Genomic DNA, 14,278 nt, shown 5'->3' on the forward strand with positions numbered 1-14,278 from the left:
GGGCTTTGTTCGGACGGGAAGTGTTGGCCATCGGACGTATGCGTTACGACGCGCTTTTCCCTTGCGTGGTTGCGGCAATCGTTGCTGACCAAGTGGGGCAAGCCTGGGGAGTGGTTCATACGCATTACGTCATTGGCGAAGTGGTTCCCGTGCAGCTCTGGAGCGTCATGGCTGTGGTAGCTGCAGGAATTATCTTCGGCCTCACTGGCCTTCTATTCGCGACGGCCACCCATAAGCTCGGAGCTTTCGTTAAACGACTTATCTCCTATTCGCCACTACGCCCCTTCGCCGGAGGCCTGCTGATCGCAGTCGCCGTGTGGGCGCTCAGTGGTAACCATTACATCGACGTCGATAAATACATCGGACTGGGCATTCCGAGCATCGTCCAATCCTTTCACATGCCAATGGATCCTTGGGACTGGCTTGGAAAGATGTTGTTCACCGTTGTCTCCCTGGGGACTGGATTCAAGGGCGGCGAAGTCACTCCGCTGTTTTACATTGGAGCGGCCTTGGGGAACGCGCTAGCGCCCCTCTTACATCTCCCCTTCGGCATGCTGGCTGGTATCGGTTTTGTGGCCGTCTTCGCTGGCGCAGCTAATACGCCACTGGCAACCATTGTCATGGCCATGGAGCTCTTCGGCCCTGAAATTGCTCCGCTTGCAGCCATTGCCTGTATCGCAAGTTACCTCGTATCCGGGCATACCGGGATCTATCACGCCCAGCGCGTGGGTCACAGCAAACATCACCGTCCTCTGCCGGAGGAAATCCGGCTCTCCGATATCAAGCAATTTCATGCTCAAAGTGAATCTGCCAGCGAGCGGAAAGTGGCTCCTATAGGGGAAGAGAAATGACCGGACATCGCCAAGATCGCCTGACAGTTTTGCAGCTCTATGTCCCTGGTGCTAGCCGGGCTCGAGTTACAAATTTCTGGCACCACCTGAGTGTGCCCGCGCTTGCCCAACACCTTCTTAAAGTCGCCCAAAAAGATAAGATTGAGCAGATGATGCTCAAGCCGATTCTGCAGGCTATTTACCGGGCCAAGCATTTCCCATCATTACCCAGAGCTCGGTGATATGCGTCATCACGATGAAACGCTGCGCACCGTTGTGCAACCACGCTGACGAGTTGCGCAGGGTGCGAGCTCCCGCGCTATGACTCGCTCAGATTCAGCATTTTTTGAAAACTGCAAGGGACTGGAGCAAGGTAAACGGGTGAAGATAGGGCGTTGGCGTCACGCAGATGAGGTGCGGGAAGAGATTCGTGAATCGGTAGCGGCGTACAACCTGCAGAGGGAGGCTTCCAAGTAGTGTTACTCAATCAGAAGAGCGCAGATCAGGAAATTTCTCTGAAGGAAAGAGAAGACTTTTTGCTGCTGCCGAAAATTGCTGAATTGACGCGCTGGGTAACGGCCCAGTCAACGGGCGAAAGAACATTACCGTATTTCGATCCGCTGGATGGTGGCGTCTTCGCAAGGGTATTGATTTTGTTGGAATCGCCCGCTCGAACGATCAGTCTTCCACGGTACGTGTCAAGAGACAATGCGGGGCCTGCACAACGCAACCTCAAAGGTTTCATTGAGCAGGTTGGACTGGCACGTCACGAAACCGTCCTTTGGAATTTGTACCCTTGGCTACCAGATCTCGAAAAGCCCAAGGGTGCGCTCCGCAGAGCGCAAATCGACGAAGGTATCGAGATGCTGATCACGCTACTGACGCTTTTCCCTGATCTCGTCACTATCGTATTTGCCGGACGTGTTGCCCAGAAAGCCATACCGCGTGTTCGGCTCGCCTTCCCTGATTTTTCATTGCTGAAAATGCCACACCCCAGTCCCCTTTCTGTTTGCACTCACCCGAATGTTAGGCAGCGCATTTTGTCCACATTGCGTCACGCCAAACAGTCGATCGAGTAGCCAAAGGTTCAGGTTTTGCCCGCCTTGTTCAGTGAGGCAATACACGGCGAGACGAACAAGTTGCCGCGATAGGCACCCGCCAGGGTTTTGGCCGCGACGATCATCCACATGACGGTGAGCATCAACACCAGTGCCACGCCAAAGAAGCTAAAGAACGTGAGGTGCAGCATAGCGCCCAATTTGAGGGTTGTTACGGCGTACACTCCCAGCGGAAAGGTGAAGCCCCACCAGCCGAGGTTGAAAGGGATGCCCTCCCTAAAGTAGCGCCCGGTAATTAGCAGCGCCAATACCATCCACCACAATCCCAGCCCCCAGAACAGCACACCACCGATCAAGCCGATGCCCTCGGCTACGACGCCGATGCTTGCCATTCCATGAGCAGCAAAGATCGCTGGAGCATCGTTGCCCAGCACCAACATCCCCAAAGCTCCGGTACCGATCGGCCCTAAAGACAGCCAGCTCGATGCTGCCATGCTTTCATGAGGTAGTTTGTGCAGCGCCATGCGCAGTAACAGGATCACCAGGATGCTCAAGGCGACGGGCACCGAGTAGGCCCACAGCACGTAGCTGGTGATGAGCATGGTGAACTGTGCGCTAGCGTCAGCGAGGTGCGGAGCCAATAGACCGCCACTCGCGGCAGCCACCTCAGCCGCAACTACTGGCAGCAACCATACCGCTGTCATCTGATCGATGCTGTGCTGCTGGCGGGTAAACATCATGTACGGGATCAGCACCCCACAGGCCAATGCCATGGCGACATCAATCCACCACAACACTTCCGCTAAAGCGACTACCCCATCCCCCCAGCGTGGCAAACCATAAAGGAGAAAACCGTTGATGATGGTCGCCAATCCCATGGGGATGGTTCCAAAAAACATCGATACAGTGGAGTGGCCGAAGATCTGTTTGGCCTCATCGAAGAACAACACCCAACGGCTCGCGTACATCAGCGTGAACAGGCAAAACAGCACGATATTAAAAAACCACAAAGCTTCCCCTAACGCTTTGGGCCACTGCGCAGCAAAAGGCAGTTGGCCCAGAGCCAGAGCCAGAATCCCGGTGCCCATCGTGGCGGCGAACCAGTTGGGTGTGAACTGCCGGATCGCTTCTCGTGGATTGGACAAGGCCGCCAAGGGATGGCTGCCGCCCATGATAGCTGCGAGTCGTGTATCACTCATTTTCGCGCTCCCGCTTCAGTTTGCCGTCAATATGACATGGCTGAAGTATAGGTTGGTGGGCATAGCGGTAAAAACGGATAGTATAGGTTTACATTACCTATTAAGAAGGTAGATCCCTTGAAGCTTAGCCTGCGTCAGCTACAAATTTTCTGCGCCGTCGCGCAACACGGTAGCACCACCAGCGCAGCCATTTCGGTGTCACTGTCCCAATCTGCAACCAGCGCCGCACTCAACGAGTTGGAAAACGCCTTGGATACCAGGCTGTTCGACCGTGTCGGCAAGCGTTTAGTGCTGAACGATAACGGCCATGCCTTACTGCCTCAAGCCAGAAGGATACTTGAGAATGCACAACAGATAGAGGCCAGTTTCTTACCAGGCCATGCCGGTCTGAAAACACGCTTGCGGGTAGGATGCAGTACCACGATAGGCAATTATGTTCTGCCATTGATTCTCGGTGAGCTGCGTCAATCAACACCACATTTGAGGGTCGATGTCGACATGGCCAACAGCATGGCTATCGCAAGAAGAGTCGCTGATTTCGAGATTGATATGGGCCTGATCGAGGGGCCTTGCCACCTGCCCGAACTCAGTGCCGAGCCTTGGCTTGTTGATGAGTTGCTTATTGTCGCAGGCCAACGGCATCCCTTGGCACTAAAGCAGCAGGTCACACTTGATGATCTTCGTACCGCCGAATGGCTACTGCGCGAGCCAGGTTCTGGTACCCGCGAAGAAGTCGAACAATTGCTGCTGCGTCATCTGCACGATCTCGCCGAAACGCGCCAGATTGGCAGTTCAGAGGCTATCAAGCATACCCTCGCACAAGGCATCGGCATGAGTTGCCTGTCCCGCTGGGTCGTTCGGGATCTACTGGCCTCTGAAGTCCTGGTTGAACTGCCGCACGCCTTGCCTGCACTGACTCGACGTTTTTTTCTGATCCGCCACCGGGACAAATTCATATCGCCTGGGCTTGAGCGATTCTGGGAGAGCTGCAGTCAGTTCTTGAGCCAGAAATAGCCAGACCTATTTATAAAACAGGTAAGAGCTACCAAAACAAGTTGTTTCCGGAATTTATCAAATACGCATAAGGTCAACTCATAGCCCTGCAGCGATGAACGAGTTGTCTTTGCCAAGGCGCGAGTGGATGCTTGGCTTACCCTTATGAGGAAACCCTGATGAATGTGATAAAGAAAACCATCACAGCCCTGACGTTGGGTGTTGCGTTGGCCACAACGATGAGCGCGTTGGCCGCGGACGATCGCTGGACGTTCGACGGCGATATTCACAACAACTCGCTGGCTCTCAGCCCTGATGAAACGACGGCGGTGGTCTCTTACAGTCAGCGTCCAGATGTAGTGGTTTATGATTTGAAAACCGGAAAGGTTCGCCAGGTTCTCACCGGCTACGTCACGCCGCGAAATATTGTGTTTTCGCCAACTGGCGATGTGTTCTACCTCTCCGACAGCAGTTTGGGGGTCGTGCGCAAGATTGACACCAAGACTTTGAAAGTGATCGCAGATATTCCGTTGGGCGCAGGTGCTTTTGGTACCACACTCAGCAAGGACGGAAGCCTGCTCTACGTCAACAATGAAGCGGCCAGCACGCTGTCGGTCATTGACCTTGATCACCAGCGGCCAGTAGCTGTGGTACCTGGCTTCTCCCAACCGCGCCAAGGTATCCGGGTAAGCCCTGACGGCAAAACCGTCTATGTCACCAACTTTCTTGGGGACAAAATTACCCTGGTCGACAGCAAGACCAATATGATTGAAGGTGAGATCACTGGCTTCAACAAGTTGCGCGCCATCTCCATATCGGCGGACGGCAATACGCTGTACGCGGCTAACAGCGGCAGTAACAGCATCGCAGTTGTCGACACTCAAAAACGCGCCATTACAACCACCGTCATGGTGGGCAAAGACCCCTACGGCGCAGCACTTACTCCAGACGGGCTGCACGTCTACTCGGGTAACCTCGGTGACAACAGCCTTTCAGTGATCGACACCAAAACGCTGAAAGTGACCACCACTGTGACCGGTTTGAAGGCACCCCGCCAGGCCATTGTCTTCACCAAAGACAAGTCGAAGGCGTATGTCCTCAATGAGGACTTGAGTATCTCCACAGTCGATCTCGCCAGCAACAAGGTGGTGTCGACGCTAAAGCCCGACTGATTGAACAGCGCAGGCCTTCATGGGGGCCTGCTGATACTCCACGACCAAGTGAATAATAATGAGTGAACGTGATGAGTTCTGGATGATGAATCGCCATCGCTCATCGAGATGAGCTAGTGATGCTTGACCGTGAGCGTCGCTTTGCTAAATTGAGTAAAGCACAGGGTCGGGGGAGCTCAGGATTCCAGCAAAAAATGATACCGGGACGTTTTTTCTACAGAGTCGAATAAAACTGTTTGTGGCTCGTCTACTGTCTGATGGCTTGCTGTTTCCAATAGCAGGTGAGCCTTCTAAAAATTAAAAAACACCAAAGGAAATACGTATGTTCAAAAAGATGATTCTCTCCGTCGCTGTTGCCGCCTGCTGCATGTCGGGTTTGGCGTTCGCCGATGCGCCAGTCAAGGTTGCTGAAACGGATAAGGGAAAAGTACTCGTAGATGCGAAAGGAATGACTCTTTATACCTTCGGTAAGGACACCTCGGGCAAGTCGGTCTGCAATGGGCCATGCGCTGCAAACTGGCCACCTTTGCCGGTATCCGCAGATGCGAAAGCGGGTCATGATTACTCTGTCGTCACTCGAGACGATGGCACAAAACAATGGGCATACAAAGGCATGCCACTTTACAGCTGGGTCAAAGATACCAAGCCAGGGGATACAACCGGTGACGGCGTCAACCAAGTCTGGCACGTTGCCAAGCCGTAACGTCAAATAATTAATAGGCTGGCTTGCGCCAATGGCTTTGTCAGTGGCGCAAGCCAGAAGAGTACGCACTTGACATTTTCGCCAAGTTCTACTCGAAAAAATCGAACGTAGGGCAAGCGTGGACACTCTTGCTGCGCTGATCGCTATAGTGGCCGAAGCGGATCATCTGGGTAGAAAAACTGCTGCTATCAAGGCAGCAGCCCTTTTACACTAAGTGCTTCTAATGCTGGCGATGGAGCTTCAGGCGCGCGGTGTTACCGTTGGCCTGATCGATTGGCTAGCGTTGAACGTCTTACCTCGTGTCGTACCTGCCCACTTGCATATCTGGATAAGCAGCGCTGCCTACATCCACGCGTATGCACATCTGAACACCGTGGTTTACCAGCATCCGGAAAAGGGGGGAAAAGTTTTGTCCTGGAAGTCTCCTACCAGACTGATGTGCAAGCTGCTTACCGGAGATATGGGAATTGACGTTTTGCACGCAATGCGTGCCGCAGTTAGAGTTGCGGACGGACATATCGAAGGTTGAGGTTCATTTAAGAAGCAGCGACACCGCAAGATCAGCACTCGCCAGCTTGCATGTGATCGACGATTTGGCGTCTAGTTGTTTCCCATGGACTCCCCATCTGACCCGGCTCCGGTATTGGCGATCCCCCATACGTCGCCAAGTCCGCTTGCGATATGATGCAAAGCACATATCAACACAAGCAGCTTGGGAACAGTTGAAAGGCCGGGGCCTTATGGCTTTTATTTCACAACACAGGAACGTGTTCTATGCCAGTCGGTGCCCCCCCATTTGCCCCTCAACCACGACTGCCTGTAATTCCTCTTCCACCCACGTACGGAGGGCAGCAGGCATATCTTCCACCAGGTGCTAGTGAGTGGATGCCGCTGACAGCTGAGGCTTATCAAGTCCTGAAAGGCGTCGAGCCTGATGATGAAAATGTGATCAGCTCGAACAGGAATAGGCTTAGCGAGATGTTTTCGTCTGCTCTTCAGGTACCTAACTTAGGTTTTTTGCTGGAAGCGGTACATCTTTAGGTAACCCAGGCGGGCCTAGCATGTGGACGCTATGGCAAGACTCGACGTGTGACCCGCAGACCCATGCGCTGACAGCTGCTGGCCAGCAGGTTACTGAGCGTGTCCGTTACGCCGAGCGCGATAATCCGAACATTGAGCATTTCTTGTCACAGTGCGATGCCTACCTGGCGTTCAATGACGACCCAGTCGTTGAAGAGTTTGTCGCACGCGTGAAGGAGCACATCCCACACGCTTGCTCAACGTTCATTACCCTGCCCACTTCAGACATATCGGCATATCGTGAACTCCTCCAGAAGCTGGCTAGGAGGAGGGTTCGTGACCCGCGCCTGAATGTGTTTACGACGAACTATGACATGTGTTTTGAAACGGCAGCGTCGGAACTGGGTATGGTCATTATTGACGGATTTTCTTACACCCGCAGACGCCGGTTTGACGGCAAGCATTTCACGTACGACATCGTACGCAGGGAGGCAGACAGCCACGAGTTTGCTGAAGGCATTTTTCAACTGCTGAAGCTGCACGGATCAGTCAGCTGGAGCCGAGAGGGTCATGAAGTCTATGAGGACAGCCGACCGACGCCGGAAAATGCGTGCCTGATATATCCCGCAAAAGGAAAATACCAGCAAGCGTTTCTTCAACCTCACTTGGAGCTGCTTTCAAGATTTCTGGAGTTTTTGCGTCAACCAAATAGCTGCCTAGTTGTGTCAGGATTCGGGTTTAACGATGACCATCTTTCCGAACCGATCTACTCAGCTTTGCAATCCAACCCAAGCCTGAAGCTGATTCTTTGCGACTACAACGGCATCAGCCATGTCCACAACCGTGGGGATAATGGATCGAGCCCCTACTGGGGAAAATTCCGCGATCTTGCTCAGCGCGGGTGCTGGATCTCAACACAGATATCCGATGATACAGCTTGAGAAATTACTCCGGCCACCTGCATGGGTAACGCTATAAACCATTAGAGGCTGTAGTCTCACCTTATCGCTGACGTAGACTCTGGGGATGACGTCCCACTACCGCGAGATCACAGTCATGGCAACAGACATAACTCCCACAGGAGGCTGCGAGCGCGCGGCAGCTCTGTTAGAGGTCTACGGGCGCACGGCCAACGGGCAATTTCTCCCTCGGCTCGCATTGGCAAACAACCTGCTCAAAAGCGTGAACGTCGGAATCACGAACATTCAGGTCAATGTCGCAAGTCCGCCTGATCTGACTCCAGTGTTTGATGCGTTAAGGGCGCTGCCACAGCTGCTGCAGGACAAAACTCTTCAGAAGAACTACAGGGCTGTGCTCAACCACTACGAAAACTACCTCCATCACGGGGACGAGCTCTATCTCAAGGATGTGCTACTGCGCTGCGCCACCGAGGTTCCAGATTTCGAGTCTGCGCTGGAAGAAACGCTGAAGGCTCTAGCACCAGACCCGTATGATTATCGCTTTGCCCCAAAAAAACTGGAACCGCTTAAAAGCCTCTGCAACTCATACCTCGGCATGCTGGCTTACAACTTCCATGCCGTGACGATCTATCATCCAGACACAGCAACTGACGAGACAGCGATTCAGGTCAAAACCCGACACCATGCAACAGTCCACACCGGCTACTCGCTGCCGAACCGCGCCATCGCCAAATCCACGAAACTGCGAAACATCGGCGTCATGCGCCGATCTTGGGCATACAGGAGATTGGGTGAGCCGGTCAGTATCGCGTACTGAGGCAGTAGCACAGCCAAGGAGCCTTTATTCAGTGCGTCACTGGCCAGCTCTTGGGGCTGGAGCATCACACCAATCCGGGTTCGAAATTAAGCTGATAAAGCGTATACTTCGACTCTCAAAACGAAGCTGAAAAGGCCAAAAGTATACGTTTTCACCTGAGCGTACCGGCTAAGAATTTATGAAATCCCCGTTAACACTGGCCTGTGCGAATGTATACGTAGACCTATATGAATACTATGCCAATAAGGGCTGAGCGGTAGACCAGAGGCGCCTTCGGGCGCCTCTTTTCGTTCATGGCCGGGCTGCTTGATCAGCGGTATACTCAAGGTTCAGCGACGGGGAACACTCACCATGCCTACATCCCTTGAGGCCAAGCGCGCCTACTACGCACGTACTCGCCGGTCCAACTACGAGGCCAGCCTGAGGCTCGAAGGCTTCGATACCAGTGAAGAAGACGCCAGCAAGGCACTGCCCAGCCGGGAAGAAGTGCTCAAGCGTTATCGCCAACACCGCCAAGCGTGACGATCGATAAATACGGCGCAGGCCAGGACCCTTACTGCTACCCCGGCACCGACGTGCTGCGGAATCACCTGGGCCTGAAGGATGCCCTGCTCTTGCAGGAGGCAGAACGCGATCTTTCGCGCATCGCGGCCGCAGAAATCGAATTCCAGCCCCCGCCTTACGGCCGAGGCTATCTGCGAACCTTGCACAAACAGCTGTTTCAGGACCTCTACGACTGGGCGGGCGAATGCCGCTCGGTGGACATCTCGAAAGACACCACGCGTTTTTGTACGGCCAGCCGAATCATTCCAGAAGGGAACAAGCTTTTCGCACAGATGGAACGGGCAGGCTGGTATGAGGGGCAGCCCCGCGAAGCCGTAATTCCGGCCCTAGCCGAGGTGTTTGGCGAACTCAACATGGTGCACCCGTTTCGTGAAGGCAATGGCCGTGCACAACGCTTGCTCTTTGACCACCTGATCATCAATCTCGGCCTTGAGATCAACTGGTGGTCGGCAACCGCCGACGAATGGATTCAAGCCAATATCAGCGCCGTTCACTGCGACTACTCGCCCCTTGCCCGCATCTTCTCGCGTTGCATCGGTGGCAGCATCGATTAACCCCTCCCTTGGCGCTTGTACCTGGCGGCAAAAACACTATATGGTGTGCCCCAAGTCAATAAGCAGCACTACATATTGCCTCACGCTCTACCTGCCGTGATTGCCGGTGGCGCGGTTTTTTACCGAGCCGCACGCGCATTCGAGGAAGCTTTTCCGTATAATAATTGCCCCCGCCCAGGAAGCCCCGAGGGCACCGGGCAACACAATTCCAGGGCGCTTGAACCACCCGGGCATGCCCGGTTCAGGCGCCGACGAACACTCTTTCAAACATCCAACGGTTGCTACCAGGTAACCCTCGAGCAGGAGCACATCACCATGCTGAGCTGGGACGAATTCGACAAAGACGACACCGACACCCCCGCCGCCACCGGCAACGCGCAACAGGCCAAGGCCTCGGCCGCTGGCATCGACAAGCTCGACAGCGCCGGCGATGCCGCCGCCCACGAAGCCCGTGAAATCGCCGCCGACGACAGCGCCGCGGTTGCCCGCGCCAAGGCCGCGCTGAACGACCTCGACATCGCCGAGGGCCTGGCCGAGCTCGAAGGCTCCGCCGCCCGCGTGACCGTCGACTCCAAGCGCATGATCAACTGCCGCGCCGACCTCAACCAGTTGGTGCCGTTCAAGTACGACTGGGCCTGGCAGAAGTACCTCGACGGCTGCGCCAACCACTGGATGCCGCAAGAGGTCAACATGACCGCCGACATCGCCCTGTGGAAAAGCGCCGAAGGCCTGACCGACGACGAACGCCGCATCGTGATGCGCAACCTGGGCTTCTTCTCCACCGCCGACTCGCTGGTGGCGAACAACCTGGCCCTGGCCGTGTACCGCCTGATCACCAACCCGGAGTGCCGCCAGTACATCCTGCGCCAGGCCTTCGAAGAGGCGATCCACACCCACGCCTACCAGTACTGCATCGAGTCGCTGGGCATGGATGAAGGCGAGATCTTCAACATGTACCACGAGATCCCGTCGGTCGCGAAAAAAGCCGCTTGGGGCCTGAAGTACACCCGCGCGATTTCCGACCCCGAGTTCGACACCGGCACCCCGGAAACCGACAAAGAACTGCTGCGCAACCTGATCGCCTACTACTGCGTGCTCGAAGGCGTGTTCTTCTACTGCGGCTTCACCCAGATCCTCTCGATGGGCCGCCGCAACAAGATGACCGGCGTCGCCGAGCAGTTCCAGTACATCCTGCGCGACGAATCCATGCACCTGAACTTCGGCATCGACGTGATCAACCAGATCAAGATCGAAAACCCGCACCTGTGGGATGCCGAGATGAAGGAAGAAGCCACGCAGATGATCCTGCAGGGCACCCAGCTGGAAATCGAATACGCCCGCGACACCATGCCGCGCGGCGTACTGGGCATGAACGCGGCGATGATGGAGGACTACCTCAAGTTCATCGCCAACCGCCGCCTGACCCAGATCGGCCTGAAAGAAGAGTACCCTGGCACCAACAACCCGTTCCCGTGGATGAGCGAGATCATGGACTTGAAGAAAGAGAAAAACTTCTTCGAAACCCGCGTGATCGAGTACCAGACCGGTGGCGCGCTGAGCTGGGATTGATCCCGGCGGCCACGGCCCAGCACTAAAAAACACCCCATGAGGCGCCCGCCCATGGGGTGTTTTTTTATGCGCCGCAACCCGTGCTTCAGAGCACTTTGCCCGGCACGGCCGTGAGGCTGTTCGCTTAAGCAAAAAAGGACACTGTAGGAGCCGCTGGTCCGGCATCCCGGCTTGCGCGCGAGGGCGTACTTCATCACGCCCTCACGATGCCGTTGAAATACCTCATAAACACGCGGTGTTGCGGGTATTCCAATTCATTTTTCGCACCGCCGCGTCGGCCCCCCCCGCGCGCGCAAGCCAGGATACCGGAGGGACCAGCGGCTCCTACAATCATTCCAAATGGCTTAAGTGAACAGCATTACGGCTGTGCCGGGCGAAGGGCCGGTAGCAACTACACTTACCTAGCCCCAATACACGCCCAACCAGGCTTATCCACGGTGACAGATACCTCTCTACTAGCGAAGCTAAAAGCCGAAAACGCCCGCTTGGTCGCTTTGCTCGAGGCTCACGGCATCGACTGGCGCCCGCCTGCCAAACCTGAGCTGATACCGCTCGCGCCAGCAGAACAGCCCGCCCTCGGCACCCAAAGCAAGATCGCCCTGTTTCGCAAACTCTTCAAAGGCCGTAGCGATGTTTACCCCCTGCGTTGGGAAGGCAAGAGCGGCAAGGCGGGCTATGCCCCGGCGTGCGCGAACGAATGGCGCCCCGGCGTCTGCGAGAAACCGCGCATCAAATGCAGTGAATGCAACCAGCGCCAATTGCTCCCGGTGACTGATGAAGTCATTTATCGCCACTTGGCGGGTGCTGCGGTGGTGGGGGTGTATCCACTCTTGGCAGATGACACTTGCCACTTTCTCGCGGCGGATTTCGATGAGGCAGAGTGGCGCGATGATGCACGAGCATTCGTGCAGTCCTGCCAGGTGCTCGGCGTGCCCGTGGCGCTTGAAATCTCACGCTCTGGCAACGGCGCACATGCCTGGGTGTTTTTTGAAAACAAGGTCGCGGCCAGCGACGCCCGCCGGCTGGGCGCGGCCATCATTAGCCACGCCTGTGAGCGTACCCGGCAATTGGCGTTTAGCTCCTACGACAGGCTGTTTCCCAACCAGGACACCCTGCCTAGGGGCGGCTTCGGTAACCTGATCGCATTGCCGCTGCAAAAGCGCGCCAGGGCTCTTCATCGAAGCGTATTCGTCGACGAGTCGCTAACGCCCCACCCCGATCAGTGGGCTTTTCTCGCTTCTCTGAAGCGGATGGCACCCGAAAACATCCAGGCAGTCATCACCCAGGCCATCGGTAACCGGGACCCAGTGGCAGTCGCCTACGTAGAGGACGACGAAACCAACGCCGAGCCATGGAAGGATCAACCGCCGTCAGCGCAAAAGCTCATGGGTCCACTGCCGACAGTGCTGAACATCACCTTGGCGAACCTCATCTACTTCGAAAAAGCACAGCTGCCTCAACCACTGGCCAATCAACTGATCCGCCTCGCAGCCTTTCAGAATCCAGACTTCTACAAGGCCCAGGCCATGCGCCTGTCGGTGTGGAACAAGCCAAGGGTGATCGGTTGTGCGCAGAATTTCCCGCTGCACATCGCCTTGCCGCGGGGCTGCTGGGATGCCGTGCAGCGTTTGCTTGAAACCCATCAGATCACCCCGTCGATCCAGGATGAACGCTTCTCGGGTAGCCCACTCAGGGTCGAATTCATGGGCACCCTGCGCGCGGACCAAGAGGCGGCTGTCAACGCCTTGTACGCTCACGACAACGGCATCCTCTGTGCCCCTACCGCCTTCGGTAAAACCGTCAGTGCCGCCGCGCTCATCGCCAGGCGCGGCGTTAACACGCTCGTCCTGGTACACAGGACTGAACTGCTCAGGCAGTGGCAGGAGCGCCTGCAGGCATTTCTCGGTGCCGGTAAAGAAGTGGTCGGTACCTTGGGCGGCGGCAAACCCAAGCTCACCGGCCAGATCGACATCGCCGTGATGCAATCGCTGACACGAAAAGGCGAGATCAGCGACCTGCTCAAAGGCTATGGGCAGATCATCGTCGACGAGTGCCACCACCTCTCGGCGGTGTCGTTCGAAGCCCTGCTGCGTAGTGCACCGGCCCGCTATGTGATAGGTCTTACCGCCACCCCGGTACGCCGTGATGGGCAGCAACCGATCATCTTCATGCAGTGCGGCCCCATCCGCCACACCGCTGCGCGGCCAGAGAGCGCACCGCACGACTTGTCGGTGATCCCCCGTGTACTACCCGGCCCAATACACGCACCTGAGGGGGCGGGGATCCAGGACATCTTCCGGCAACTGGCAGCAGACTCGGCGCGGACCTCAACCATCGTGACCACAGTGGTGCGTGCTTATAGCCAAGGCAGGAAGGTGCTGGTCCTCACCCAGCGCACAGAACATGTCGAAGCGCTGGACGCCGCGCTAAACGCACACGTTGCCAACCTCTTCACCCTCCACGGGCGCATGCCCAAGAAGCAACGGGCAACACTGATCAGCACGTTGGAGGCCCTGGATGCAAAAGCGCCCCGGGTGCTGCTGGCCACCGGCACATTGATTGGCGAAGGCTTCGACCATCCGCCGCTGGATACGCTGGTGCTGGCCATGCCCATTTCCTGGCGGGGCATCCTTCAGCAATACGCTGGCCGCTTGCATCGGGCGCACGCCGCCAAGGCCGACGTGCAGGTGGTCGACTTCGTGGACGAGGGCAATGTCGCGCTGTTGCGAATGTGGGAAAAACGCAAGGCGGGCTATCGGGCCATGGGCTACAGGCTGGTGGATGGGGTGGGGACGATGTCGTTGTTGTAGCCGCCGGCCCTGGGGTGACCCTAAGGGCTCATCGCCCGGCACAGCCCTAATGCTGTTCACTTAAGCAAT

General features: G+C 56.2%; 12 protein-coding genes and 2 pseudogenes. 13 read left to right on the top strand and 1 reads right to left on the bottom strand.

Annotation, left to right across the window (positions count from 1 at the left end):
- The 4 genes and pseudogenes from ACFZCE_RS10865 to ACFZCE_RS10880 all read left to right on the top strand — a co-directional run.
- Positions 1-851: pseudogene (locus tag ACFZCE_RS10865) on the top strand (chloride channel protein); the annotation flags it as partial.
- On the top strand, positions 848-1,072 hold the full coding sequence (locus tag ACFZCE_RS10870) for a hypothetical protein (protein WP_296253016.1): 225 nt from the start codon (positions 848-850) through the stop codon (positions 1,070-1,072). The pseudogene ACFZCE_RS10865 and the gene ACFZCE_RS10870, both read left to right, overlap by 4 nt.
- A gap of 83 nt (positions 1,073-1,155) precedes the next feature.
- A pseudogene (locus ACFZCE_RS10875) lies at positions 1,156-1,307 on the top strand (inorganic pyrophosphatase); the annotation flags it as partial.
- Positions 1,307-1,909: a uracil-DNA glycosylase gene (locus tag ACFZCE_RS10880; RefSeq protein WP_049860740.1), complete on the top strand. Its 603-nt coding sequence runs from the start codon at positions 1,307-1,309 to the stop codon at positions 1,907-1,909. The pseudogene ACFZCE_RS10875 and the gene ACFZCE_RS10880, both read left to right, overlap by 1 nt.
- 8 nt (positions 1,910-1,917) lie before the next feature.
- On the opposite strand, the gene ACFZCE_RS10885 is transcribed toward ACFZCE_RS10880, so the two are convergent.
- Positions 1,918-3,087: a TDT family transporter gene (locus ACFZCE_RS10885; protein ID WP_049860739.1), complete on the bottom strand. Its 1,170-nt coding sequence runs from the start codon at positions 3,085-3,087 to the stop codon at positions 1,918-1,920.
- 117 nt (positions 3,088-3,204) lie between these two features.
- On the opposite strand from ACFZCE_RS10885, the gene ACFZCE_RS10890 reads away from it, so the two are divergent.
- The 9 genes from ACFZCE_RS10890 to ACFZCE_RS10930 all read left to right on the top strand — a co-directional run bounded on the left by ACFZCE_RS10890 (position 3,205) and on the right by ACFZCE_RS10930 (position 14,209).
- Positions 3,205-4,101 carry a LysR family transcriptional regulator gene (locus ACFZCE_RS10890; protein WP_049860738.1) on the top strand — a complete coding sequence of 299 codons (897 nt, stop codon included), beginning with the start codon at positions 3,205-3,207 and terminating at the stop codon, positions 4,099-4,101.
- 158 nt (positions 4,102-4,259) lie between these two features.
- Positions 4,260-5,252 (top strand): beta-propeller fold lactonase family protein, encoded by a 993-nt coding sequence (locus tag ACFZCE_RS10895; RefSeq protein WP_049860737.1) that lies wholly within the window; start codon positions 4,260-4,262, stop codon positions 5,250-5,252.
- Between the two features lie 322 nt (positions 5,253-5,574).
- On the top strand, positions 5,575-5,955 hold the full coding sequence (locus ACFZCE_RS10900) for a hypothetical protein (RefSeq protein WP_049860736.1): 381 nt from the start codon (positions 5,575-5,577) through the stop codon (positions 5,953-5,955).
- Between the two features lie 1,061 nt (positions 5,956-7,016).
- Positions 7,017-7,916: an SIR2 family protein gene (locus ACFZCE_RS10905; RefSeq protein ID WP_236690505.1), complete on the top strand. Its 900-nt coding sequence runs from the start codon at positions 7,017-7,019 to the stop codon at positions 7,914-7,916.
- 85 nt (positions 7,917-8,001) lie between these two features.
- The gene (locus ACFZCE_RS10910) at positions 8,002-8,712 is read left to right on the top strand and encodes a hypothetical protein (RefSeq protein WP_390938779.1); all 711 of its coding nucleotides are present in this window, start codon (positions 8,002-8,004) and stop codon (positions 8,710-8,712) included.
- A gap of 351 nt (positions 8,713-9,063) precedes the next feature.
- On the top strand, positions 9,064-9,234 hold the full coding sequence (locus tag ACFZCE_RS10915) for a YhfG family protein (RefSeq protein WP_390938781.1): 171 nt from the start codon (positions 9,064-9,066) through the stop codon (positions 9,232-9,234).
- The gene (locus tag ACFZCE_RS10920; protein WP_390938783.1) at positions 9,231-9,830 is read left to right on the top strand and encodes a putative adenosine monophosphate-protein transferase Fic; all 600 of its coding nucleotides are present in this window, start codon (positions 9,231-9,233) and stop codon (positions 9,828-9,830) included. The genes ACFZCE_RS10915 and ACFZCE_RS10920 overlap by 4 nt, the downstream gene beginning before the upstream one ends.
- Positions 9,831-10,145: 315 nt before the next feature.
- Positions 10,146-11,399, top strand: a complete 1,254-nt coding sequence (locus ACFZCE_RS10925; RefSeq protein WP_390938785.1) for a ribonucleotide-diphosphate reductase subunit beta — start codon at positions 10,146-10,148, stop codon at positions 11,397-11,399.
- Positions 11,400-11,836: 437 nt separating this feature from the next.
- The gene (locus ACFZCE_RS10930; RefSeq protein WP_390938787.1) at positions 11,837-14,209 is read left to right on the top strand and encodes a DEAD/DEAH box helicase family protein; all 2,373 of its coding nucleotides are present in this window, start codon (positions 11,837-11,839) and stop codon (positions 14,207-14,209) included.
- The last annotated feature ends 69 nt before the right edge of the window (positions 14,210-14,278 follow it).

Source organism: Pseudomonas sp. NPDC007930 (assembly GCF_042958985.1).
Taxonomy (GTDB): Bacteria; Pseudomonadota; Gammaproteobacteria; order Pseudomonadales; family Pseudomonadaceae; genus Aquipseudomonas.